This is a genomic window from Kitasatospora sp. NPDC058243 (genome assembly GCF_042882025.1).
Lineage (GTDB): Bacteria > Actinomycetota > Actinomycetes > Streptomycetales > Streptomycetaceae > Kitasatospora.
This window is the reverse complement of the sequence record NZ_JBHVWW010000015.1, coordinates 113534-136046: the sequence shown is the minus strand read 5'-3', so window position 1 is coordinate 136046 and position 22513 is coordinate 113534. Positions and strand designations below refer to the sequence as shown.

General features: G+C 71.8%; 25 protein-coding genes and 1 pseudogene. 14 read left to right on the top strand and 12 right to left on the bottom strand.

The features are described 5' to 3' along the window. Positions 1-408: 408 nt before the first annotated feature. From ACFVX9_RS13545 to ACFVX9_RS13525, 5 genes are all read right to left on the bottom strand, one after another. Positions 409-1053, bottom strand: a complete 645-nt coding sequence (locus ACFVX9_RS13545) for a restriction endonuclease (RefSeq protein WP_244293826.1) — start codon at positions 1051-1053, stop codon at positions 409-411. A gap of 214 nt (positions 1054-1267) precedes the next feature. Continuing rightward, the gene (locus tag ACFVX9_RS13540; RefSeq protein WP_387981690.1) at positions 1268-1684 is read right to left on the bottom strand and encodes an arsenate reductase ArsC; all 417 of its coding nucleotides are present in this window, start codon (positions 1682-1684) and stop codon (positions 1268-1270) included. Beyond that, positions 1677-2681, bottom strand: coding sequence for an ACR3 family arsenite efflux transporter (gene arsB / locus ACFVX9_RS13535; protein ID WP_380479075.1), 1005 nt, complete (start codon positions 2679-2681; stop codon positions 1677-1679). The genes ACFVX9_RS13540 and arsB overlap by 8 nt, the downstream gene beginning before the upstream one ends. Positions 2682-2818: 137 nt before the next feature. Beyond that, a complete protein-coding gene (locus ACFVX9_RS13530) occupies positions 2819-3217 on the bottom strand; it encodes an ArsR/SmtB family transcription factor (RefSeq protein ID WP_380370889.1) in 399 nt (132 codons plus the stop codon). 232 nt (positions 3218-3449) lie between these two features. Next, entirely contained in the window at positions 3450-4733 is a 1284-nt protein-coding gene (locus ACFVX9_RS13525) for an MFS transporter (RefSeq protein WP_380370886.1), read from the bottom strand. Between the two features lie 77 nt (positions 4734-4810). On the opposite strand from ACFVX9_RS13525, the gene ACFVX9_RS13520 reads away from it, so the two are divergent. The 3 genes from ACFVX9_RS13520 (at position 4811) to ACFVX9_RS13510 (ending at position 6946) form a co-directional block, all read left to right on the top strand. Next, positions 4811-5173 (top strand): MerR family transcriptional regulator, encoded by a 363-nt coding sequence (locus ACFVX9_RS13520; protein WP_363584314.1) that lies wholly within the window; start codon positions 4811-4813, stop codon positions 5171-5173. Between the two features lie 109 nt (positions 5174-5282). Then, a complete protein-coding gene (locus ACFVX9_RS13515) occupies positions 5283-6089 on the top strand; it encodes an alpha/beta fold hydrolase (protein WP_380478914.1) in 807 nt (268 codons plus the stop codon). Between the two features lie 404 nt (positions 6090-6493). After that, complete coding sequence (locus ACFVX9_RS13510) at positions 6494-6946, top strand: hypothetical protein (protein ID WP_380424332.1); 453 nt, start codon at positions 6494-6496, stop codon at positions 6944-6946. A gap of 387 nt (positions 6947-7333) precedes the next feature. Here ACFVX9_RS13510 and ACFVX9_RS13505 read toward each other — a convergent pair whose 3' ends face one another. Then, positions 7334-8683 (bottom strand): LGFP repeat-containing protein, encoded by a 1350-nt coding sequence (locus tag ACFVX9_RS13505; protein WP_380478918.1) that lies wholly within the window; start codon positions 8681-8683, stop codon positions 7334-7336. Positions 8684-8859: 176 nt separating this feature from the next. On the opposite strand from ACFVX9_RS13505, the gene ACFVX9_RS13500 reads away from it, so the two are divergent. The 3 genes from ACFVX9_RS13500 to ACFVX9_RS13490 all read left to right on the top strand — a co-directional run bounded on the left by ACFVX9_RS13500 (position 8860) and on the right by ACFVX9_RS13490 (position 11078). Then, a complete protein-coding gene (locus ACFVX9_RS13500) occupies positions 8860-9282 on the top strand; it encodes a hypothetical protein (protein ID WP_387981686.1) in 423 nt (140 codons plus the stop codon). A 47-nt stretch (positions 9283-9329) separates the two neighbouring features. Beyond that, complete coding sequence (locus tag ACFVX9_RS13495; protein ID WP_380478920.1) at positions 9330-9860, top strand: hypothetical protein; 531 nt, start codon at positions 9330-9332, stop codon at positions 9858-9860. 234 nt (positions 9861-10094) lie between these two features. Beyond that, positions 10095-11078 carry an alpha/beta fold hydrolase gene (locus ACFVX9_RS13490; RefSeq protein WP_387981685.1) on the top strand — a complete coding sequence of 328 codons (984 nt, stop codon included), beginning with the start codon at positions 10095-10097 and terminating at the stop codon, positions 11076-11078. A gap of 91 nt (positions 11079-11169) precedes the next feature. Here ACFVX9_RS13490 and ACFVX9_RS13485 read toward each other — a convergent pair whose 3' ends face one another. Both ACFVX9_RS13485 and ACFVX9_RS13480 read right to left on the bottom strand, forming a co-directional pair. Continuing rightward, the gene (locus ACFVX9_RS13485; RefSeq protein WP_387981684.1) at positions 11170-11916 is read right to left on the bottom strand and encodes an SDR family NAD(P)-dependent oxidoreductase; all 747 of its coding nucleotides are present in this window, start codon (positions 11914-11916) and stop codon (positions 11170-11172) included. 117 nt (positions 11917-12033) lie between these two features. Further along, complete coding sequence (locus ACFVX9_RS13480; protein WP_380370862.1) at positions 12034-12339, bottom strand: GNAT family N-acetyltransferase; 306 nt, start codon at positions 12337-12339, stop codon at positions 12034-12036. A 204-nt stretch (positions 12340-12543) separates the two neighbouring features. Between ACFVX9_RS13480 and ACFVX9_RS13475 the strand changes: the two genes are divergently transcribed. Continuing rightward, complete coding sequence (locus ACFVX9_RS13475) at positions 12544-13314, top strand: maleylpyruvate isomerase N-terminal domain-containing protein (protein ID WP_380370860.1); 771 nt, start codon at positions 12544-12546, stop codon at positions 13312-13314. A gap of 15 nt (positions 13315-13329) precedes the next feature. Here the strand turns inward: ACFVX9_RS13475 and ACFVX9_RS13470 are convergent, their stop codons facing one another. After that, entirely contained in the window at positions 13330-14406 is a 1077-nt protein-coding gene (locus tag ACFVX9_RS13470; protein ID WP_387981683.1) for a mechanosensitive ion channel family protein, read from the bottom strand. A 382-nt stretch (positions 14407-14788) separates the two neighbouring features. On the opposite strand from ACFVX9_RS13470, the gene ACFVX9_RS13465 reads away from it, so the two are divergent. Both ACFVX9_RS13465 and ACFVX9_RS13460 read left to right on the top strand, forming a co-directional pair. After that, positions 14789-15241 (top strand): SRPBCC family protein, encoded by a 453-nt coding sequence (locus ACFVX9_RS13465; protein ID WP_063352504.1) that lies wholly within the window; start codon positions 14789-14791, stop codon positions 15239-15241. Positions 15242-15370: 129 nt separating this feature from the next. Next, positions 15371-15739: a PRC-barrel domain containing protein gene (locus tag ACFVX9_RS13460; protein ID WP_380424316.1), complete on the top strand. Its 369-nt coding sequence runs from the start codon at positions 15371-15373 to the stop codon at positions 15737-15739. A 320-nt stretch (positions 15740-16059) separates the two neighbouring features. Here the strand turns inward: ACFVX9_RS13460 and ACFVX9_RS13455 are convergent, their stop codons facing one another. Further along, positions 16060-16533: a nucleoside deaminase gene (locus tag ACFVX9_RS13455; protein ID WP_063352502.1), complete on the bottom strand. Its 474-nt coding sequence runs from the start codon at positions 16531-16533 to the stop codon at positions 16060-16062. A gap of 182 nt (positions 16534-16715) precedes the next feature. After that, on the bottom strand, positions 16716-17114 hold the full coding sequence (locus tag ACFVX9_RS13450; protein WP_387981681.1) for a VOC family protein: 399 nt from the start codon (positions 17112-17114) through the stop codon (positions 16716-16718). Between the two features lie 96 nt (positions 17115-17210). Between ACFVX9_RS13450 and ACFVX9_RS13445 the strand changes: the two genes are divergently transcribed. Continuing rightward, positions 17211-18296 (top strand): helix-turn-helix transcriptional regulator, encoded by a 1086-nt coding sequence (locus ACFVX9_RS13445; RefSeq protein ID WP_387981679.1) that lies wholly within the window; start codon positions 17211-17213, stop codon positions 18294-18296. 128 nt (positions 18297-18424) lie between these two features. Further along, positions 18425-19342, top strand: a complete 918-nt coding sequence (locus tag ACFVX9_RS13440) for an NAD(P)H-binding protein (RefSeq protein ID WP_387981677.1) — start codon at positions 18425-18427, stop codon at positions 19340-19342. 27 nt (positions 19343-19369) lie between these two features. Here ACFVX9_RS13440 and ACFVX9_RS13435 read toward each other — a convergent pair whose 3' ends face one another. After that, a complete protein-coding gene (locus tag ACFVX9_RS13435; RefSeq protein WP_387981675.1) occupies positions 19370-20356 on the bottom strand; it encodes a LuxR C-terminal-related transcriptional regulator in 987 nt (328 codons plus the stop codon). Between the two features lie 293 nt (positions 20357-20649). On the opposite strand from ACFVX9_RS13435, the gene ACFVX9_RS13430 reads away from it, so the two are divergent. The 3 genes and pseudogenes from ACFVX9_RS13430 to ACFVX9_RS13420 form a co-directional block, all read left to right on the top strand. After that, on the top strand, positions 20650-20922 hold the full coding sequence (locus ACFVX9_RS13430; RefSeq protein WP_063352493.1) for a hypothetical protein: 273 nt from the start codon (positions 20650-20652) through the stop codon (positions 20920-20922). 5 nt (positions 20923-20927) lie between these two features. Further along, entirely contained in the window at positions 20928-21203 is a 276-nt protein-coding gene (locus ACFVX9_RS13425; protein WP_387981673.1) for a hypothetical protein, read from the top strand. Between the two features lie 35 nt (positions 21204-21238). Continuing rightward, positions 21239-22513: pseudogene (locus tag ACFVX9_RS13420) on the top strand (hypothetical protein); the annotation flags it as partial.

Genomic DNA, 22513 nt, shown 5'->3' with positions numbered 1-22513 from the left:
AATCGCGCACGTGGGCGCTACGATGGACACGCATCGGGAGGTCTGTCTCCTGTTGCCGGACCCCGGAGCGTTGCCGCGCTGCCGGGGTCACCTATGTGTGGTTAGGGCACGGAACGTAGCACGCACACCGATCGAAGGTCGACACGGTCGGCGAGCGCTCACGTTCACACGTCAGTCGGTCAAGAACGGCCTCTCCCTGATCGTTGATGGTCAGTCAGATTCCCTGAAGCTGCCGACAGAAAGCGATGGCCTGCACCGCCTGGTGCAGGCCATCGCCCATCGCCCATCGCCCACATGCACAACCCCGGCCCGAACCGCATGAACCAACAGGTCAGAGTGCACACCGATCTGCCCTCCGGCCTTCTGCAACAAGCTTCAGGGCCGGTGCGGGCCCGGGGGTTCGGGCGGTCAGGCCCAGGGGGGTTTGCCGGTTCCCTCGGCCCACAGGGCCAGTGCCCGCCGGTCGATGGCGTGGATGCCGACGTTCGCGCAGAACGCGGCGGCGGCCTTGGTGAACGAGCTGGTCGTCACCACGGCCGCCAGGTCGCAGCGGTGGACGTCGCGGTAGGTGCCGTTGACCTTTTGGACGTCCTGGGAGCCGACGGAGGTCCGTGGCCCGTACCGCTTGGCCTGGATGAGGAGCCGCTGTCCGGACGGGGTGGTGGCCAGGACGTCCGCCGCGAGGTCGCCGGCCCCGCCGACCACCGTCACCTTCGTGCACCCGTCCCGCCTGCACAGGTCCGCCAGCGCGTGCTCGAACGCCTTCGGACTCATGGTCAGGAACGGGCCGATGTGCCGCAGCTGCGCCGTGCGCGCAGCCAGCTCCCGCCGCCGGGCCAGTTGCCGCAGGCGCAGCACGACGGCGCACACCACCAGGCCGACGGCCAGCAGCGCGGCGACCAGGAGCAGGTGGTGGGCCAGCCACGTCAGCACGAACGACACCACGGCGACCGCGACCAGCGCCGCGATGCCCAGCGTCAGCGCGTTGTCCCGGGCCTGTTGTGCGCGGCGGGCGGCAGTGGACCGGCGTCGTCGTACGGGCCTACGGGCCACGGCGTTCCCCCCTCGGACCATGGTGTGGACGCGAGCGTAGAAGCAGCCGCCGCCCGGCCGCCGACGGTCCCGGCGAATTCGGACGGCTGCGGGCCCGAGTTGTCCGGATCTCGGTGGCTGGTGGCTGGTGGCTGGCGGTCGGTGGCCGGCGGCCGAACGCCCGGTGTCGGGGTGCGCCCGGCGTGTAGGGCTGCCCCGGGCTACCGATGGGCTCTCACGCGCTGGGCTGGATGCCGAGGTCGGTGAGCAGGCCGCGGATCCGGGTCTCGATCTGGTCGCGGATCGGGCGTACCGCGTCGATGCCCTGGCCGGCCGGGTCGTCCAGCTTCCAGTCGAGGTAGCGCTTGCCGGGGAAGTACGGGCAGGCGTCGCCGCAGCCCATGGTGATCACCACGTCGGAGGCCTGCACGGCCTCGGCGGTGAGGACCTTCGGAACCTCGGCGGAGAGGTCGATGCCGACCTCGGCCATGGCCTCGACCACGGCGGGGTTCACGGTGTCGGCGGGGGCGGAGCCGGCGGAGCGGACCTCGACCCGGCTGCCTCCGAGGTGGGTGAGGAAGGCGGCGGCCATCTGGGAGCGTCCGGCGTTGTGGACGCAGACGAAGAGCACGGACGGCTTGGGCTCAGGCACGGACGGAACCTCCGGGAGCGGCGGGTTGGGGGAACAGGCGGCGGGCGGCGAGGGCGACGTGGACGAGGCCGATGAGGACGGGCACCTCGATGAGGGGGCCGACGACTCCGGCGAGGGCCTGGCCGCTGGTGGCGCCGAAGGTGGCGATGGCGACGGCGATGGCCAGTTCGAAGTTGTTGCCCGCGGCGGTGAACGCGAGTGTGGTGGCCCGCGGGTGGTCCAGGCCCACCGCGCGGCCGAGGAACAGGGAGCCGGTCCACATGAGCGCGAAGTAGACCAGCAGGGGCAGCGCGATCCGGGCGACGTCCCACGGCCGGGAGGTGACGGCCTCGCCCTGGAGGGCGAACAGGATGACGATCGTGAACAGCAGTCCGTACAGGGCGAAGGGGCCGATGCGCGGGAGGAGCGTGCCCTCGTACCAGGTACGGCCCTTGGCCTTCTCGCCCAGGCGGCGGGTGAGGTAGCCGGCGGCGAGCGGGATGCCGAGGAAGATCAGCACGCTGCGGGCGATCTCCCACACCGACACGTTGAGGGCGGTCTGTTCCAGGCCGAGCCAGCCGGGCAGGACGGACAGGTAGAACCAGCCCAGCGCGCCGAAGGTGACGACCTGGAAGACGGAGTTGAGGGCGACGAGGACGGCGGCGGCCTCCCGGTCGCCGCAGGCCAGGTCGTTCCAGATGATCACCATGGCGATGCAGCGGGCGAGGCCGACGATGATCAGCCCGGTGCGGTACTCCGGCAGGTCGGGCAGGAGGAGCCAGGCGAGGGCGAACATCAGCGCCGGGCCGACGATCCAGTTCAGCAGCAGGGAGGGGACGAGGAGGCGGCGGTCGCGGGTGACGGTGTCGAGACGGTCGTAGCGGACCTTGGCGAGCACCGGGTACATCATCACCAGCAGGCCGAGCGCGATCGGCAGCGAGACGCCGGAGACGGTCACCTTCGCCAGTGCGCCCCCGAGGCCGGGCACCAGGCGGCCCAGTCCGATGCCGAGGCCCATCGCGGCCAGGATCCACAGCGCGAGGTAGCGGTCCGTGAACGACAGCCGGGCCGCGACTCGAGCGTTCGGTCTGGTCGGTGCGGCTGGTGTGGCTGGTGCGGCTGGTGTGCTCGGTGCGTTCGGCGCGTTTTCGGTGCTCACGAGGCGGACCCGGCGGGTGCGGGCAGGGGCTCGGCCGCCGGGCGGGTCAGGATGCCGGCGAGGCGGTCGGTCATCTCGGGGACCAGCCGGTAGTACACCCAGGTGCCCCGGCGCTCGCAGTCGATCAGCCCGGCCTGCCGCAACAGCTTCAGGTGGTGGGAGATCGTCGGCTGGGACAGGTCGAAGGCCGGGGTCAGGTCACACACGCACACCTCGCCCCCGGCCCGGGAGGCGATCATCGACAGCAGCCGCAGCCGCACCGGATCGCCCAACGCCTTGAACACCCGTGCCAGTTCCACGGCCTGGTCCTCGTCCAGTGGGGCGGTCAGCAGCCCGGGGCAGCATCCGTCCGCGTCGTCGTCCTGGCCGAGCACTCGAAGTTCCTGATTCGACATACGTCTATGTTGACGAACTTCGATCCAGGGCGCAAGGTTGCATCGGCAGATATCAATCCAGCCTGTAAGGACACCCGCATCGACCATCTCGGCGTCGAAGTCGCCACCGCCGACCAGGTCACTGCGGCCACCGCCCGCCTCACGGACGTCGGCCTCGCCACCAACCAGCAGCACTCCCGTCACCACGGCCTCGGGGATTGCCGCAGCAGAGCCGACCGGACGGCCGGACCGTTCAGCGGGGCGGGTGGCCGGTCGGGTGGCCGGTCGGGTGGCCGGTGGGGCGGTCGGTGAGGCGGGGGAAGCCGTGGCGGTGGGCGGCGGCGGTGACGGTCAGAGCGGCGGCGAGCAGGGCCAGGGCGGACCAGGGCAACGTGCTCGGGCCGCCGTGGTCGAGGAGGAGGCCGCCCGCGAGCGCGGCGCCGGCGATGCCGAGGTTCCAGCAGGTGACGAGCAGGGACTGGGCGATGTCCCCGGCCGGGCCGGCCGCGTCGGCCACCGCCGTCTGCAGGAGGGTGGCGGCGCCGCCGAAGGCGAGACCCCAGACCGCGGCGCTGCCGTAGACGGGCCAGGAGGTGCCGGTGAGCAGGGCGACGGCGACGGACAGGGCCGCGGCGGAGAGCAGGGCGCAGGCGGCGATCGTCAGGGTGCGCAGGTGGCGGTCGATCAGCGCCCCGGTACCGAGGATGCTCACCAGGGAGGACAGTCCGAGGACGAGCAGGACGGTGTCGGTCCGGCCGCCGAGCCCCAGGGGTGCGAGCAGCGCCGCGACGTACGTGTAGAGCAGGTTGTGGGCGAGGACGAAGGCCGCCGTGACGGTGAGGACGGCCGCCACCCCCGGGATCCGCAGCACCTGCCGGACGGGGGTGCGGGCGTGGCCGGGCCGCCCCGGGACGGCCGGGAGCGCGACGAGCATCCAGGCGGTGAGTGCCACGGCGACGGCGCTCATCAGTCCGAAGGTGGTGCGCCAGCCCACCAGCGCCGCGACCAGGGTGCCGGCGGGCACGCCCACCGACAGGGCGGCCGTCGAGCCGCCCATGGCGACGGCCATCGCCCTCCCGCGCTGCTCCGGCGCGACGATGCTGCGGGCGTACCCGGCCAGCAGGGCCCAGAGCAGGCCTGCGACCAGGCCCGCGGCGAAGCGCGCCGCCATGGTGAGGGGATAGTTCGTCGAGACCGCGGTGACGGCGTTGGCCGCGGCGAAGCCGCCGACGGACAGCAGCAGCAGGCGCTTGCGCGGCCAGCCGGCGGTAGCGGCGGTCAGCGGTATGGCGGCCGCGATGGAACCGGCCGCGTAGAGCGTGACGGACTGCCCGGCGCCGGACTGGCTGACGCCGAGGTCCGCACTCATCGCGGGCAGCACGCCGGCGGGCAGGGCCTCGGTCATGATGGTGACGAATCCGGCGGTGCTCAGGGCCAGCAGGCTGGGCCAGGGAAGCCGGATGGCGGGCCGGTTCGGGGGCTGGGGAAGCCGGGTGGCGGGCGGGTTCGAGGGGCTGGGGGAGTGAAGTTCGGGCATGGGCCCGATCGTCTATCCTTGACATTCATGTCAAGGTCCAGCCCGGAACGGCACCGGTCGGGCGTGAGGGTGGTCACATGCGTATCGGCGAACTCGCCCGGCTGACGGACACTCCTCCGCGCCTGCTGCGCTACTACGAGCAGCAGGGTCTGATCACCGCGCACCGCGAGGCGAACGGCTACCGCGCCTACGACGACTACCTCGTCGACCGGGTCCTGCAAATCCGCGGACTCCTGGACGCCGGACTGCCCACGCGGATCATCAGGCAGATCCTGCCCTGCCTGGACAGCCCGCGGACGATCCACTTCGCCGACGCCACACCGGAGATGATCGGCACCCTGGAGTCCGAGACGGAGCGGATGACCCGTCGGATCCAGTGCCTGACCCGTAACCGTGATGCCATCCGGGAGTACCTCACCGAGGTCAAGAGCCGGGCCTGAGGCGTGAGCCCGAGGTGTGCGTCTGAGGTGTGTGCCCGAGGTGTGAGCCGACGTCGGGATGCCTGTCGGCTTGACCTTGCCATTGGTGTGATGGTTGGACCCTTCCGTCATGACCGACTCCGCCATCCGGCACCTCGAATTCGGCGACGGCACACCGCTCGTCATGATCCACGGCTACACCGTCGACCACCGGGTCCTGCTCCCCGTCGAACCCGCCTTCGCCGACCGCCCCGGGTGGCGGCGGCTCTACCTCGACCTCCCCGGCCACGGCACCAGCCCCCGGCTGCCGGGGACGACGTCGGCGGCCGCCCTGGCCGACTCCGTCTTCGACTGGATCCACGCCGAACTGGGTGAGCAGCCCTTCGCCGTGCTCGGGCAGTCGTTCGGCGGACAGCTGGCCCGGGCGGTGACGGCGAGGTTCGGGGCGCAGGTCCTGGGATCGGCGCTGCTCGTACCGGTCGTGCACTGGGGCCCCGACCGGACCCTGCCCGGCGTGACCGTGGCCGAGCGCGACGACGAGCTCCTCGACCGGCTCCCGCCCGCCGACCGCGAACTCTTCGGCCTCGTCATGGCCCGTCACACCACGCGCAACTGGAAGCTCTTCGAACAGTACGTCCGGCCGGGATGGCGCGCGCACGACCAGGCGGCCGCCGCCGAACTCGAAGCCGACTTCCTGCTGCCGCACTGGCCCGAACACCGCGCGCCGGAGCACCAGGGCCGGCACCTGCTGGTCACCACCCGGCAGGACGCCCTGGTGGGCTGGCGCGACCAACTCGCCCTGCTCGACCACTACCCCCGGATGGCGGCGACGGTGCTCGACGGCGTCGGCCACAACCCGCAGGTCGAGTGCGCCGAGACCGTCCAGGGCCTCATCGGCGCCTGGCTCGACGAACTGCCCCGACCCGCCCGCCAGTGAACGGGGCGGCGCTGTGGTCGCACCGGACCGTCCGCCCGAACGCTGACCTCGTCGCCAGCTCGGCCACCACGGTCACCCCTGCGAGTGGGGGCTGGCCGCTCTACGACAACCCCACGGCGGTCGAGGACATCGACGGACCATGGGGTCATCGTGAATCCGGCCCTGCCACCGATGAGTTGGACGGTCGGAGGAGAATGAGTCGCATGACGTGCTTCCTCGCGAAACTCCGTGCTGTACTCACCATGGAGAAGGTCGAAGCCGTGCAGCGCTGAGCGGCCGGCCGGGACGCGCGGTGCCCCATCTTTCCTGCCGGGGAGGGAGGCGTACCGTCGTGCTTCCGCCAGCGTTTCCCGATTGACCAACCCGCTTGGTTCGCCAGGGCCGGCTGTTTCGGAGTGGATCAGATGAGGGTTCTTCGCCGGGTATTCGCCGTGGCCGCCGCCGTGCTGGTGCTGGCTGTGACGGACTTCGTCGTCACTGCCGTCCATGACCGATCCGCGGCCGGGGACCGTCGCGTCCGGGCGCAGGCCGAGGCTGGGGCGGATGCCCATCGGTACGCGGCCGGGCTGGTACCGGCCTTCACCGCTGGTCCGCAGACGGCCATGTCGCTGGAGGCGCTCGCGGCGCGCACCGCGGTGCACGTCGTCACGCTGGCCGGGGACGGGGGCTCCGTTGTGGTGGGTGTGATGGCTGACGTGGTGTACCCGACGGGGTGGGGGGCTTCGGAAGTCGGGAGCGCCTGCCTGCGAGTCGTCCTCGCCCGGGCCGGCGAATCGATCTCCGAACAGGCATCCGACATTCCGTGCTCGGAGCTTCCCCCCGGCGGGTCCCTCACCGAGGCCTTCATCGTGCGCTGACCGAGGCCTGCTGGCCCCGTCCGGGCAGGCCGGGCCCGGGTGTCGGCAGGGTGGGGCGGTATCGAGGCGCGGTATCGAGGCTGTCTGGTGTCCTGTCGCACCGGACCTCGAGCAGTCTCATCTCACCGTGAGCGCTCATCGGGGTGGCCGCGAACGCGAGAAGGCCCGACCGGTGCGGCGCTTTCCAGGGGCCCCACTGCTCGTGAAGTTCCGGCCGGTAGGACATGTTGTCCCCCGGCCGGAACTTCACGCGTACAGGGCCTCCAAAGCGACCAGTCCCTCGCCCGGCCACCTCCGCAGCGCCGGAATCGGCGCCCGCTCCGCCAGCGCGTACATCGTGCCGGTGGACTGGGCGGGAGACCGGACGGACCGGCCCTTCCGCGTCGATCAGTTGCAGGTCATGTTGACGGGTGCGTGGTCCGGGTCGTTCCGGTGGCACAGGTGCTGCGGGGCCTTCAGGTCCGTGATGGAACCCTGCCACACGGCGCCCTGCCACAGGGCCTGCGGGGAACCGGAGTTCTCCAGCAGGCGCGGGTAGCGCAGGACCTCCCAGGACGGGTACTTGTCCTTGTTCGTGTCGACGTCGAAGCCGGTGAAGTTCTTGTTCTTGTCGTCGTAGCGATGCGGGTAGATGTGGAACGTCGCGTTGATCCGGCCGAGGTCCGCGTACTGCGAGCCAGGGACGTCCACGAACGAGTTGACCGCTGACACGTCCACCCGGATGCCGCCGTCACCGTAGGGCTCCGCCCAGTACTCGTTCTGCGGGGTCCGGTCGTCCTGGACCACCTTGGCGTGCTCGGTACGCACCAGAGGCTTGGCATTACGGCACGTCAGATCCCCGACACAGGACTGGTCGACGTAGATCCCGACCTGGCCCGTGGCGGTGTCCCAGGCGATGGCCACCTTGGAGCTGGCTTCGGGTTCGGTGCTCCACAGGCGGTGGTTGCCCAGGGCGTGGTTGATCGGGCTGCCGTCGTCGCCGATGTAGCCGCGCACCACGACGATGCCCCGGTCGGGGCCCTTGGGCAGCAGCGTGGCGCTCTCCTTCAGGTCGCCCGGGGCCGGGCTGCCCTGGAAGAACTGGGCGTTCGCGCGGGGAATCAGCGGGTTCGCGGTCTCGTTCGGCGACCACCGGATGGGGCCGTGCTCGAACATCTGGGTGACGCCCTCCTGCTGGAGTTCGTCGGTGACGGGGTAGCCGTACACCCCGCCTTCCCAGCCCGCCTGTCCCCAGCGCTGGCCGATGAGGCCCCAGACGGGGTGGACGCCGTTGGAACGCGTGGGATGCCAGTAGAGCGAGCCACCCTGGAACACCTGGCGCTTCCCAGCACCGTCAGGGAGGGACAGTTCGTCGCTGGTGGGGTAGCCGAGGGAGCCCTTCTCCCAGCCCATGGCGGCCCACTTGTCGCGGATGAGGCCCCAGATGGCGTGGGCGTCGGTGGAGGGGCTCCAGTAGATCGAGCCGCCGTCGAAGACACTGAACCGGCCCACCCCGTCGGGAGCGGTCTGCTCGTTGTCCTTGGGGCAGCCGAGCGTGGTCCGGTACTCCCGGTACTTCTCCAGGATGCGGCCCTGGACCGTCTTGCCACAGATCTGTTCCGGGTCCTGCCCGGCGGCGGAGGCCGTCGCCGGGAGGAGGGTGGAGCCGGCGAGAAGGACGGTGAGCAGGAGCGAGATCTTCGCTCCCCGTCGGCGGGTTCGTCCGCGGGGCGTTGAGTGTTCGCTGATGATGTCCACCGAATGATTCTCGCGTACATGTCAACAGGTGGACAGTGTCCGACGCGCCAAGGAATGGGCAGGTCTGCGACAGAAGCACACAGGTAGGCCCAGTCGAGAGGTTCGCCGCGAAGGGACACCGGTCACTACTGTTCTCGGTGCTCGAATGTCATGTGAATTGGTCGATCAGATATTCGATGGAGGATCGTGTGACGAGGGGACGGCGCGTCCTGTTCGGCGTGCTGGGTGGGGTTCTCGGTGTTCTCGGCGTGGGCGTGGTCGTGTGGCTGACGTTCCGGCCTTCCTGGCCTGACGTGCCAGACCCGGTCGGACGGTGGAGTGGCGGTACGGCGGTGCTCGAGTTCCTCCCGGACGGGCGGATCGGGTCCGCGACGGTGCCGGCCTACGTGTGCGACAGCGCGGCGGCCGATCCGGTACAGCCGACGGAACTGGAGGGGAGTTGGAAGAAGTCCTACCTCGACGACGCCGGTCGGGGGGTGTACGTGACGGCGACCCGTAAGGACGGGGGAGGCAACTGCAGGATCTGGCTGACGGCCATGACCAACGAGAAGGACCTGTGGCTGCTGGCGAGCAAGGGGTTCGTCATGGAGAAGGGCTGAGGTGCCGCGGTGACTTCGAGTACGACGGCGTGGAGCGAGGGGGAGCTGTGGCTGGTCGATGGAAGTACCTGAAGTCCCGGGAGGGCGCTGTCCTGTTGGTGGGTGTCCTGCTGATCGCGGGGCTGACGGGGTATCTGAAGGCCCGGTCGGGCGGGCCGGATCCGAAGGACTACGTGGGGCGTTGGGCGTCGCGGGACGAGGTGATCGAACTGCGGGAGGGGGGCCGGCTCGGTGAGGTGCGGCTCGACGGGTACTTCTGCGCGAAGGATCCCGTCGGACAGGGGGCGGCATTGGGGGAGTACCAGGGGAGTTGGCGGGCGGGGAGTGTGGACGACGCGGGGTCGGGGGTCTTCGTGGTGCTGCGGGACTACTACTCCGGGGGTGACTGCGAGATCTATCTGCAGGAGGAACGGAAGGGCGCGGTGGCCAGCCTGGGCGGTCAGCCGCGGGGGAGCGCGCAGCGGGTCTTCTCCAGGGGGTTGGGGCGTCGGAGAACGATTGCACCCATGACCGGGTGGTCGTCCACGACGGCCCGGCCGGTTGGGGGCATCGACGAACCGGCGGCGATGTCACGGTAGAACCCCGGACCCTGACAGTGCCCGGGCGGAGAGGCCGATCGGAGCATTGTCACGGGCGGGCCGCGGGTCGGTTTGCTGAAACGGCAACAGGCCTCGCCCTCCGCGGTACGCGCGCAGCATGATCGGCACTGCGTCAGCACTGCATCGGCATCACGCCGCCGAACAGCGGGTCGTCGAATGTCGGTTCGCCGAACCGAACTTGGCGTACGCCGGATCGAGATCCCAGGAGGACACATGTCACCGTCGCGGACCACGGGCCCCACTCACCGGCTGGTCCCCTCGCCCGCCGGCCGGATCCACCTGGTGGAGCAGGGCACCGGGCCGCTGGTCCTGCTGCTGCACGGGTTCCCGGAGTCCTGGTACTCCTGGCGCCACCAGTTGCCGGTGCTGGCCGCTGCCGGATACCGCGCGGTCGCCATCGATGTCCGCGGGTACGGGCGCTCCTCCAGGCCCGAGGAGGTGACCGCGTACCGGATGTTCGACCTGGTCGAGGACAACGTCGCGGTGGTGCACGCCCTGGGTGAACGGTCCGCGGTGATCGTCGGCCACGACTGGGGCTCGACCATCGCCGCCAACTCCGCCCTGATCCGACCGGATGTCTTCCGTGCCGTGGGGCTGCTGAGCGTTCCCTACCTCCCGAGGGGCGGCCCGAGGCCCAGCGAGGTCTTCGGGCAACTGGGCGGCGACGAGGAGTTCTACGTCTCCTACTTCCAGGAGCCGGGCCGGGCCGAGGCCGAGATCGAACCGGACGTGCGCGGCTGGCTCGCGGGCTTCTACGCCGCGTTGTCCGCCGACACCATGCCGGCGGCCGGCGTACCCGACCCGCACTTCGTCAGCCGTGGCGGGACACTTCGTGACCGGTTCCCCGCCGGACGGCGGCCCGGCTGGCTCGGCGCGGATGAACTCGACGTCTACGCCGGAGAGTTCGAGCGAACCGGCATGAGCGGGGCGCTGGGCCGCTACCGGAACATGGACCGGGACTGGGAGGACCTCGCCGACTTCGACGGTGCCCCCGTCACCCAGCCGTCCCTGTTCATCGGCGGAAGCCGGGACGCCTCCACCACCTGGCTGGCCGACGCGATCGCGGCCTACCCCGCGACCCTGCCCGGCCTGCTCTCCAGCCACATCCTCGACGGCTGCGGGCACTGGGTCCAACAGGAACGCCCCGCCGAGGTCAACCGGATCCTGACCGACTGGCTCGCCGCCCTCCCCTCCTGAGCCGGGAGCGGGGGAGCAGGGTGCTGCGCGGGCTCGACGGTCGGGTCGAACTCGCGGCCCATCAGCGCCGTGGTGCTCCGGAGCGCCGCGCTCACCAGGCCACGGTTCGGCCGAGGTAGTCGACGTAGTGCAGGCCCGGGCTGCTCCGGAGGGCGTCGAGCGTCCTGACCACGTTCGGGATGCTCTCGTCGATGCCGAGCAGGGCGTCCGAGCCGCCCATGTCGGTGCGCACCCAGCCGGGGGCCATCAGGACCAGGGACCGGGGTTCGCCGCTGTGCCGGGCCGCGTAGCTGCGCATGAACGTGTTGAGCGCGGCCTTGCTGCCGCGGTACACCTCGTGGCCGCCGCGCTCGTTGTTGGCCACGCTGCCCTGGCCCGAGGACATCACCGCGATCGTGCCCGCTGGCTGGACGAGGTCCTGGAGGGCCTCGATGACGCGCAGCGGGCTCAGCGCGTTGGTGACCATGACCCGGACGAACTCCTCGGTGGAGGTCTGTGCCACCGTGCCCTCGGGCTGGTTCGTGACGCCGGCGTTCACGAAGAGCAGGTCGAACGTCCGGCCGGTCAGGCGACCGTGCAGCGCCGCGACCTGCTCGGGCTCGGTGATGTCGACGGTCTCGATCTCGACCTGCCCGGCGTGGGCGTCGGCATCGGCGAGCTCGTGCAGGCCGGTCCGGCGCGAGCCGCGCACGGTGGCCACGACCTGCCAGCCGGCCCGCGCCCATTCCTGGGCGAGGGCGAGGCCGAGGCCCCGGGACGCGCCGATCAGGAGCACGCGCCTGCCGGGGGCCGGAGCCGGGGACGGCGCGGAGTGGCTTTCCGAGGTGTTCGTCGACATGACAGCGATTGTGCGAGGCATCACTGCGCCCGGCAAGCCGCCTCCCCGGAAGGGAAGTTGGCAATCCGGGGCCGGGTGGCCTCGTGCTTCTCGCCGTGGCGCCGGCCGACGTGCGGCTCAGAGGCCGAAGCGGGCTCGGTGGGAGGCGGGGACCAGGTCGGTGTACTCGGGGTGCTTGGTGATCCAGCTGCGGATGAAGGGGCAGTAGGGGAGTACGGCGAGTGCCTGCTCGCGGGCCGTGTCCAGTGCCGCGCGTGCCAGGCGGCCGGCCAGGCCGCGGCCCTCGAAGCGGGGGTCGATCTCGGTGTGGATGAAGGCGATCTCGTCGCCGGAGCGGTGGTACTCGGCGAAGCCGGCGAGTTCGCCGCCGTCCTGGATCTCGAAGCGCGACTTCTCGGTGTTGTCGGTGACGAGCTGGTCCATGGTTCCTCCGCAAGGTGGGGGACGGCCCTGGAGGGCCGGTGGCGGGGTGGCGCGGCATCGCCACTATAGTTGAAGAATCAACATTTGTCGTCCGGTCGCCGACGAGGGCCCACGGATACCGGCCGGACCGCCAGGTGACCATCCGGCAGTCGAACTGCCGGGCGGCAGGTTTGCCCGGCGCGGCTGCCGGGATACCCATGGCGCATGATTCCCGCCGCGGTCAGTGACGTCCTGCCGGAACTCGTCCCGTTCGTGCGGGCGGTCCAGGAACGCAGGCCCGACGACGGGACGTGGTGCGAGGCGTGGACGGTGCGGGACGTCCTCGCCCACCAGACCGGCAACGCCGAGGAACTCGCCCGCGTCCTGCGCGCCTTCCACGCGGGCGAGCCCGTGGAGACCCGCGGCTTCGATCGGGAGGAGCCGTACCGGCGGATGTCCGACGCACAGCTGTGGGAGGCCTTCGCCGCCCGCTGTGCCGAACTGGCCGAGGTCGCCGCGGCCGCGGAGAGCGACCTGCCCCCGGCCACCGAGGTGCGGTGGACCGGCCGGACCGTGACGGTGCCGTTCTTCGCCGAGCACCTGCGCGAGGAGCTGATCCTCCACCGGTGGGACCTCACCGGCGACGACCGTACGGCCCGGGAGGCGCTCGCCGAGCCGTGGATGACGTCGCACAGTGTGCGGCTGGTCGGCCGGCCGCTGCTGGCCCGGGGCGTGGCGGGACTCGACCTCGGGCCCGGGGGGCGCGTCGAGGCCCGCCTGCGCGTCCCCGGGACCGACGACGTCCTGGTGACCGCGGACGCCGGTGGTGCGTCCATCGCCCTGGCCCCGCCCGAGGGCCCGGCCACCATCGAGAGCGACGCTGCGGTGCGCGTCCTGCTGTTGTGGGGGCGACGTCCGGCGGACCCGGGCCGCTGGCACAGCACGGTCGGTCCGGAGGAGCTGCGACGGGTGCGTGCTCTGCTGAGCGGCTACTGAGGGGCTACTGGGTGACTACTGAGCGGGTGGCGGGTAGGGGGCGCGCGGGGTGTCCGGCTCGGTCCGGGGCGCCGGGGTGACGGACACCCGGGGGAGCGCCTCGGGGTGGTGTTCGCAGATGTGCGTCACCAGGTGCTCGCGGAGCTGGCAGCGGAGGGAGAACGCGTCGTCGGCGTTGGCGGCGGTCGCCAGGAGCCGGACCACGATGGTGGTGGGCGTGGTGTCGACGACCTGTAGGGCGCTGCCCTGGCCGTCCCAGAGGGGGCTGTCGGCGAGGAACGCGTCGAACTCCTTGCGCAGCAGGGGGACCGGGGCCCGGTGGTCGAGGTGGAGGAAGGCGGTGCCGGTGATCCGGCTGGAGCGGCGCGACCAGTTCTCGAACGGGCGGCCGGCGAAGTAGGACATCGGCATCACCAGGCGGCGCTGGTCCCAGGTGGCGATCACCACCGCGGTGAGGGTGATCTCCTCCACGGTGCCCCACTCGCCGGACACCACGACCACGTCGCCGATCCGGACCAGGTCGCCGAAGGCCAGCTGCACCCCGGCGAAGAGGTTGGCCAGCACGCTCTGCGCGGCGATGCCCGCGACCACACCGGCCAGGCCCGCCGAGGCGAGCAGACTGGTCCCGATGCCGCGTACGGAGGGGAAGGTCATCAGCATCGCGCCCAGGGCGGCGATCGCGATGATCGCCTGGCAGATCCGGCCGAGCAGACCCGCCTGGGTGCGGGCGCGGCCGGCCGAGGAGGGGTCGCGGCGGTGGGCGGCGAGGCGGACGGCGCCTTCGACGACGAGCCCGACCGCCCGGGCGCCGAGCCATCCGCCGGAGGCGATCGCCAGTAGGACCAGGAGGTGGTGCAGCTGCTCCCGGGTCTCCGGCGAACCACCGACCCACGGCTGGACGGCGAGGGACAGGGAGGTGGCGAGCACGGTGACCAGGGGGCGCCGGCAGCTGCGCAGCATCCCCGGCATGACGCTGCCGGGCCGGTGCGGGGCGAATCTGCGGACCAGCCGTTCGGCGGTCCGGTCCAGGACGTAGGTGGTCAGGGCCACCCCCGTACCTGCCAGGAGCAGACGGAACAGGCTCCACCACACGCTCGTTCTCCTCCCGCGACGGCCGCAGCGCGGCGCTGTGGGCCGGCCTTCCCCGGGCCGGCGCTGTGGGCGGGCCTTCCCCGGGCCGGCGCTGTGGGCGGGCCTTCCCCGGGCCGGCGCTGTGGGCGGGCCTTCCCCGGGCCCGCTTCCCGGACCCCGTTTTCCCGTTCGGCGGGATTCACACCTGCCGGAGGTGAGGTGGGGGCCCGGCAACGGCGATGGGCCGTTCGGGTGAGGGGGGTGGGCCGGGGGAGACGGGTGAGGAGGACGGGCCGAAGGTCCGCGTCGAGGGTTCAGGCGGGGTGCATATCGGCCCGGGAACGGGGCAGCCGGGGCTTGAAGGCCCGCCGGCCGGGCGGGCACCGACATGTCAGGAGGAGCGATGCACCGGATCGAGGAGTCCGTCGAGGTGGCGGCGCCGCTCGGCACGGTCTACGAGAGCTGGGTCAGGTGTGAGGAGTTCCCGCAGTTCATGCGGGGTGTGGTCAGGGTCGACCGGTCGGGCCAGGACACCAGCTGGGTGGTCCGGACCGCCGCCGGCCCGCGCGAGTTCAGGGCCGTGACCACGGAGCTGGTGGAGAACGACCGCGTGGCGTGGGACAGCGGCCCTGGCCCGGTGCGGCACCAGGGTGTGGTCACCTTCCACGCCGTGGGCGACGCCGCCACCCGGGTGATGTTCCAGCTGGAGGTCGAACCGCACGGGCTCTGGGAGCACCTCGCCGAGGCCCTCGGGTTCGTCGACCGGCGGGTGATCGACGACCTGACCGACTTCAAGCGTCACGTCGAGGAGGGCGGCGGACCGGTCGAGGCCACGGTCGACGACACGGTGGCATGAACCTCCGGATCGGGGGCAGCCGAAGCGTACCGACAGCCCGATCCGACAGCCCGATCAGGCAGTCGGACCTGACAGCCAAGCTTGACAGCCGGACCCGACAGCCAGACCCGACGACGGAAGGAGACGGTCGTGAGTGATCGCGTCAACATCTGGGAGTTCCGGGACACCGCCGGTCACACGGCGGGCACCGACCTCATCGGCTTCCACGTCGAGGCCACCGACGGAGCGATCGGCAAGATCGACAAGCTGTCCGAGGCCGTCGGCGCCCAGCACCTGGTCGTCGACACCGGTCCGTGGATCCTCGGCAGGCGGGTGATCCTGCCCGCCGGCACCGTGATCCGGATCGAGATCGGCGAGCAGAAGGTGTACGTCGACCGGTCCAAGGACGACATCAGGAACGGTCCCGGCCTCGACGACGGCGCGGCCGACGTGTCGGCCGACGTCCGTGACCGCTACGGGCTCTACTACGACCCGTTCTACGGCGGTCGGATCTTCTGACGAAAGGGAGCGGCAGCCATGCCGTACGGTTCCACGCAGCTCCAGCCTCAGCCGCAGTCCCGGTTCCAGCCGCAGTCCCAGCCCCAGTCCGTCGGACCCGTCAGTCCGCCCCTGGTGCCGGATCCTCCGCTGCCGCCCGGCGTGCCCGAGCCGCCGCCGGATCCGGTACTCCCGGGCCCCGCTACGCCGTCACCCGCGCCGCCCGGGCCTGAGCCGGAGCCCGAGCCCGGCGTGCCCCGCCCGCCCGAGCCGCCGGACTGAGCAGCCCTGAGCAGCCCTGAGCAGTCCGACCGAGGAGTCCCAAGAGGCGGGCCGGAGCGTTACCCCCAGTACCCCGTGTGCACCGCGGCGGCCTCCTCGAAGAGGTGCGGGCCGGACGCCTCCACGGTGCTGCCGCCGGCGGCGAAGACCTGGCGGCACGGCAGGTCGAGCACCGGTTCCTCCGGGTCCACCCCGGCGATGGCGTTCAGCTCCGCCCCGGCGAGCGCGTAGACGACCTTGCGGATGCCGCTCCAGTAGATCGCCCCGGCGCACATCGCGCACGGTTCGGTACTCGTGTACAGGACGGCGTCGACGAGCTGCGTCGGGGCCAGGGTGCGCGAGGCCTCCCGCACCAGATTGGTCTCCGCGTGGGCGGTGACATCGCGGTCGGTGAGCACCGAGTTCTCGGCCGTGAGCAGGACGTTCCCGGCGGGGTCGGTCAGCAGCGCTCCGAAGGGGTGGTTGCCGTGCGCCCGGGCGTCGGCCGCGATCTCGATGGCCGCGAGCAGGTGCTCGCGGGTGCGGTCGGTCATGACGTGCTCCTCAGGGGATCGGCGGTGGGGCGGGCCCATGGTGTCGCGGTCGTGCGGGGTGGTGGTTCCAGGTTGCCGCACCCGCCCTCCGCCCGCGACCACCCCCGGCGGCGGCCCGGGCCCGCGGGCCGGTGCGGAGCCCGCCGCCGGGACCGGCCCCCACCCGGGCGGCCGGGCTGTCGTCAGTGGGCGAACTTCTCGACGGCCGCCGGTGTGACGGGGGTGAAGAAGTTGACGAGGTTGCCGTCGGGGTCACGGAGCAGGAGCGACCGGTTGCCCCAGGGCATCGTGGTGGGCTCGGTCACGAAGTCGGCGACGAAGCCGGTCAGGTTCCGGTACACGTCGTCCACGTCGGCGACGAGGAATTCGAAGATCACGCTGTTGTTGTCGGCCGGACGGGCGGAGCCGGGCGCGAACAGTGCCACCGTCCGGGTGCTGCCGATCGCGAGGGTCCCGCCGGCGGTCCGCAGTTCGGCGAAGTCCTCGGTGGACCAGTGCGCCTGTACCCCGGTGGCCCGCTCGTAGAAGCCGACGAGGCGTGCGATGTCGCCCGTGATGATCCGGATCGAAACGAAGTCCATGGTGCGCTCTCCTCAGGTCGGTGAAGCCGTTGCACCCCGGACGGTAGAGGAGATAGTGGACAGAATCGGTCCGGTATCAGTACTAGGCTCGTGGACATGGGCCGACCTACCAGCCGCGTGCTCACCCTCCTGGAACTCCTGCAGTCGGGCGGCATCAGGACAGTGGCCGAACTCGCCGACCGGCTCGGCGTCGACGGGCGCACCGTGCGGCGGTACGTGGACCACCTGGTCGACCTCGACATCCCCGTCGAGGCGGTCCGCGGCCGCTACGGCGGGTACCGGCTCGCCCCCGGGTACCGCCTGCCTCCGCTCATGCTCAACGACGACGAGGCGCTCGCCGTGCTGCTCGGCCTCGTCGTCGGCCGCAGGGCGGGGCTGCTGACGGCGACCGGGGCGGCGACCGGGACCGCGACCGGGACCGCGGGCGGGGCGGCGACCGCGACCGGAACGGCGGGCGAGACGGCGGCGGCCAAGATCCGCCGGGTACTGCCCGAGCGCCTCGCCCGTCGGCTCGACGCCGTCCTGGAATCCCTCGCCTTCACGGCCGAGCCCGGCGAGGCGGCCACCCCGGAGACGGGCGTCCTGCTCGCCGTCGCCGACGCGGTGCGCCACCGCCGCCCGATCTCGATCAGGTACACCGCCCGGGACGGCCGGCGGAGCGAACGCACGCTGCACCCGTACGGGATCGTCACCCATGCGGGGCGGTGGTACGTCACGGGCACCGATCCCGAGGTCGATCCCGAGATCGGCCAGGACCGGACCTTCCGGCTCGATCGCATCGCGGACGCGAGGCCCCTGCCGGGCTCGTTCGAGCTGCCCGCCGGGCTCGATCCGGCCCGGCGCGTGCTGTCCGGGCTCGCCAAGGCCGCGTACCGGTACGAGGTGACCCTGCGGATCCACGGGACGGTCGAGCAGATCCGCGCCCGGCTCCCCGCCAGCGTCGCGAGCATCGAGGAGCCCGCACCGGCGCCCAAGGAAGGAACGGATCCGCACACCGAGCGGTGGCTGCACGTCGAACTGCGGGCGGAGCGGCTCGACTGGCTGCCCCCCGTACTCGCCTCGCTCGACCGGCCGTTCGTCATCGAGCGACCGGACGAACTCCGCGGCCTCGTCATCGCGCTCGCCGACCGGCTCGCCGCCTCCGCCCGCCAGGCCTGCGACCCGGACCGGACCGGACACTGATGCGCCCGATGTGCCCCCACGGACGCCGATGCGCCCGTCCTGGCGTCAAGGACTCGCGGAACCTTCCCGGCGCGGGAGCGTTGGCAGTGCACCGGAGGTCCCGGTCAGGTAGGTAGGAGGCAATCGCCGTGCTCGTAGAACCTGTCCTTGTCACCGGCGCCGGCGGCGGCGTCGGCGGAGTCGGGCGAAGGATCCTGGAGCGGTTGCGGGCGCACAACGTGCCCGTCAGGGCTCTCGTACACCACGACGACGAACGGGCCTCGGACCTGAGGACGATGGGCGGCGTGGAGGTGCTGGTCGGTGACCTCACCCGTGGTGCGGACGTGGTCGAGGCGCTGGCCGGCTGCCGCCGGGCCTACTTCGGGATGAGCGTGTCGTCCGCTTACCTGGAGGCCGCGGCGACGGTGGCGGCCGCCGCCCGGGAGAGCGCCGGCCTGGAACTGCTGGTCAGCATCTCGCAGATGACCGTCTCGCAGATGGACCTCACCAGCGACGCCGAGTCCCGGCAGCAGCGGCTGCACTACCTCGCCGAACACGTCCTCGACTGGTCCGGGGCGCCGGTCGTCCACGTCCGGCCCACCGTGTTCATGGAGAATCCGCTCTTCACCGAGGTGGCGGCCGCTTCGATCCGGCGGGACGGCACGATCCGCCTCCCCTTCGGCTCGGCCCGGACCTCACCGGTCGCGGCCGCCGACGTGGCCGAGGTCGTCACCGCACTCCTGCTCGATCCTGCTCCCCGGACCGGCCGCGTCTACGAACTGACCGGGGCTCGATCCCGCGACATGACGGCCATCGCGGCCGAGTTCTCCGCCGCCCTGGGCTGCCGCGAGGTGACCTACGTCGACGTGCCCTACCAGGAGTGGCTGGAGCACGACCTCAAGAGCCAGGGCCTGCCGGACCACGTGTTCGACCACATCGCCACGATGGCCAGGCTGCACGGCGAGAACCGGTACGACCGGGCGACGAACGACGTCGCCGACCTTCTCGGTCGCCCCCCGCGGGGGTTCGACACCGTGATCAAGGACCTGCTCGCCCGGCAGCCGTAGCCGGCCGGGTGCCGGGGGAGCGGTCGCTCAGAGCCAGCCGCGCTGCGCCGCCTTGAGGCCGGCCTCGAAGCGGCTCGACGCGTCGAGGCGTTCCATCAGCCCGGCCATCTGGCGGCGGACGCTGCGTGCCGACAGGCCCAGGCTCCGGCCGGCGGTCTCGTCGGTGAGGCCGGACGCGAGCAGCCGCAGGAGTTCCTGCTCGGTGGCGCTGAGGCCGGTCCCGGTGTCCTTGCGCCGGTCGGCGCCGAGCGGGACGGCGGCCTGCCAGGTCCGCTCGAAGAGGGCGACCAGGGAGGCGACGATCCCGGGCTCGCGCGTGCACAGGGCGCCGAGCCGGGTGTGGGCCGGGTCGATCGGGACCACGGCGACCTGGCGGTCGAAGATGAGCATCCGGGGCGGCAGCGTCGGGCAGGTGCGGACCAGCCCGCTCTCCTCGGTCATCCAGCGGGCGTAGGCGAGCGTCGCCGGATCGTGCCGCACGCTGTCCTGGTAGAGCGTCAGCAGCGCCACCCCGCGCCGCATGGCCGCCTCGTCCAGCGGCCGGGAGGCGTCCAGGCTGGCCCGGGACTGCGCTCCGCCGGGCATCACGGACAGGCACTCCCCGGTGACCTCCTGGGCGAGGATCTCCAGCTTGGCCTGGATCGCGTCCAGGCCCACCAGGCGTTCGGCGGTCTCGGCCGGGGTGTTCGGCCGTAGGTCGGCGTACTCGGCGATCGCCCGGGCGGCCGCGGCCTTGCCGATCTCCAGATCCTGCTGGCGGCGCAGCAGTTCCTGCTCCTGGCGGCGCAGGATCAGCTCCAGGCCGAGCGCGGGGCTCACCGGCAGCAGAACCCCGGGGGCCTCCCGGGAGGCCCGGAGCAGCTGCAGATCGGCCAGCCGGTCGAGGGCCTCCCGTACGGCGGGCTCGGGCAGGCCCAGCTGGTCGCACAACTCCCTGACGCCGCCCTGCGGATCGGCGAGCATGGCCCGGTACACGGCTTCCGAGACACGGTCCAACCCCAGCATGTCCAGCATGCGCGCAGCCCCCCGGTGCGACGTCGAACGTGCCGTGCCGCCGTGCGACACATCGGGATCATCCCAGCCCGGCTTCGACTCCACAAGCAGCCCTGCCCCGGACGGGGCCCGGCAGGGCGTCGGGTCCTGAAGCGGCCAGGCCGGTTGCTGACGGGGCTCTCGCCTTCCGGGGCGCGGGCGGTGTCAGCAGGATGGTGGTCACCGGGAGGGCGGCGGGGCAACCGCCGCACAGCCTTCCGAACATCTGACTGTTGATCAGATCTCCTGCCACTCAAGCCGCCTGGGGTGCCGCCATGTCCAAGACCGCCCGCCTGCTCGCCACCGCCGTCGCAGCCGTCGCCCTGTCGGGGATCCTGGCGCCCGCGGCCTCCGCCACCGCCGCGACCACGGCGCCGGCGGGCATCGGCTGGGACGGTCCCACCGTCGTCCCCGCGGTCGTGGCCGGCGGGGCCGCGGACGGCATCGGCTGGGATGGCATCGGCTGGGACGGCATCGGCTGGGACGGCTCCACCGTCGTGCCGCCGGTTGCGGCCGGCCCGTCCGCCAGCGGCATCGGCTGGGACTGATCGCGGTGCTCGCCGTCCGGGCCACCGTCGTGGACATCAGCGGTGCGCCCACCACGACCGCCGCGGCGCGGATCGTCGAGGACATCCTGTGGGCGCACGCCACCCCGGAGCACGGGCTCGAACACGTCCGCGCCGTACCGGACCGGGGCGGCATCGCCCTGGTGCTCTTCGTCCGCGCGGACGGCCCGGCCACCGCGCACGCCCTCGCCGAGAACCTGCTGGCCCGGGCCCTCACCGCAGCAACGGCCGGCCGGTACGCCGCCGCCGTGCACCCGCACTGACCATCGCTCGCCCGCCCACATCCAAGGGGACCCCCATGCCCAGCACGCCCCGTCCTGCCCGTGCCCTGCGCCGCGTCTGCGTGCTCGCCGCGACCGCCGTGGCCGCCGGTCTTCTCACCGTCTCCCCCGCCTCCGCGGACGGCACCTACTACCCGGACGGCAACAGGACGCCGACCTCCACCGGCACCCTCGGCACCGGTGTCGGGAACAAGCTCACCGGCGCCCAGATGGTCCGGCGCGCCCGGGACTGGGTCGCCCACGGGGTCACCTACAACCAGGGGCAGTCGTTCTCCGACAGCGCGGTCGGCGGCCCGTACCGCACCGACTGCGGCGGTCTCGTCGACATGGCCTGGCAACTCCCCGGCAGCCCGCCGGTCACGTACCCCGCACCCGGTATCGACGACCCGAAGTACAGCACCAAGCTCAGCAGTTGGTCCCAGCTCCAGCCCGGCGACGCCCTCGCCGTCGCCGGCAAGCACATCAACCTCTTCGCAGGCTGGACCAACCAGGCCGCCGGCGACTTCACGTACATCGCCGAGGACAACAGCAGCGTCCCGACCAAGGAGTACTCGGCCAACACCCACTGGTCATCCATCGACGGCTACCCCACCTCCTCCTTCGAGCTGCTGCGCTCCAAGAACCTCGCTCCCGCCATCCCCGCCGACTTCAACGTCCTGCTGTGGGGCTTCAACTCGGGCCAGACCGTGTCCGGCACGCTGAACCTCACGGCACACCCGACGCAGAGCGGCGTCATCAACTGGCTCGACTACGTGGTCACCGGCCCGAACGGCTACTACAACCGCTTCCGCGCCACCAGCGGCGGCGCCACCAACTACCAAGTCCCCTTCGACACCGCCCCCTTGGCGGCGGGCACGTTCAACATCTCGATGATCGCCAACGAGATCGACGGCCAGGAGCACACCTACCAGGGCGGCGTCTTCACCATCGCGCCGCAGGCCTCCACCGCCCGTGGCTCCGCCGACTCGACGGTGCTCACCAGCAACGGCACCATCGCCCTGTACCGGGTCGGTGCGGACGGCAACGTGTACGGCACCAACCAGAACACCCCCGGCGGTCCCTTCGTTCCGTGGGCGCAGCTTTCGACGGGTGGTGGGTTCGTCGGCAAGCCGGCCGCGCTCCAGACGCCGAGCGGCCTCATGGTGGTCTACGCCCGCACCACCGCCGGGACCATTCAGGGCACCAACCAGAACACCCCGGGCGGTCCGTTCGGGTCGTGGGGCACGGTTGCTGATGCGGGTGATCCGACGGGTGTGGCGAGTGACCCGAGTGTGGTGTTCACTCAGTCCGGC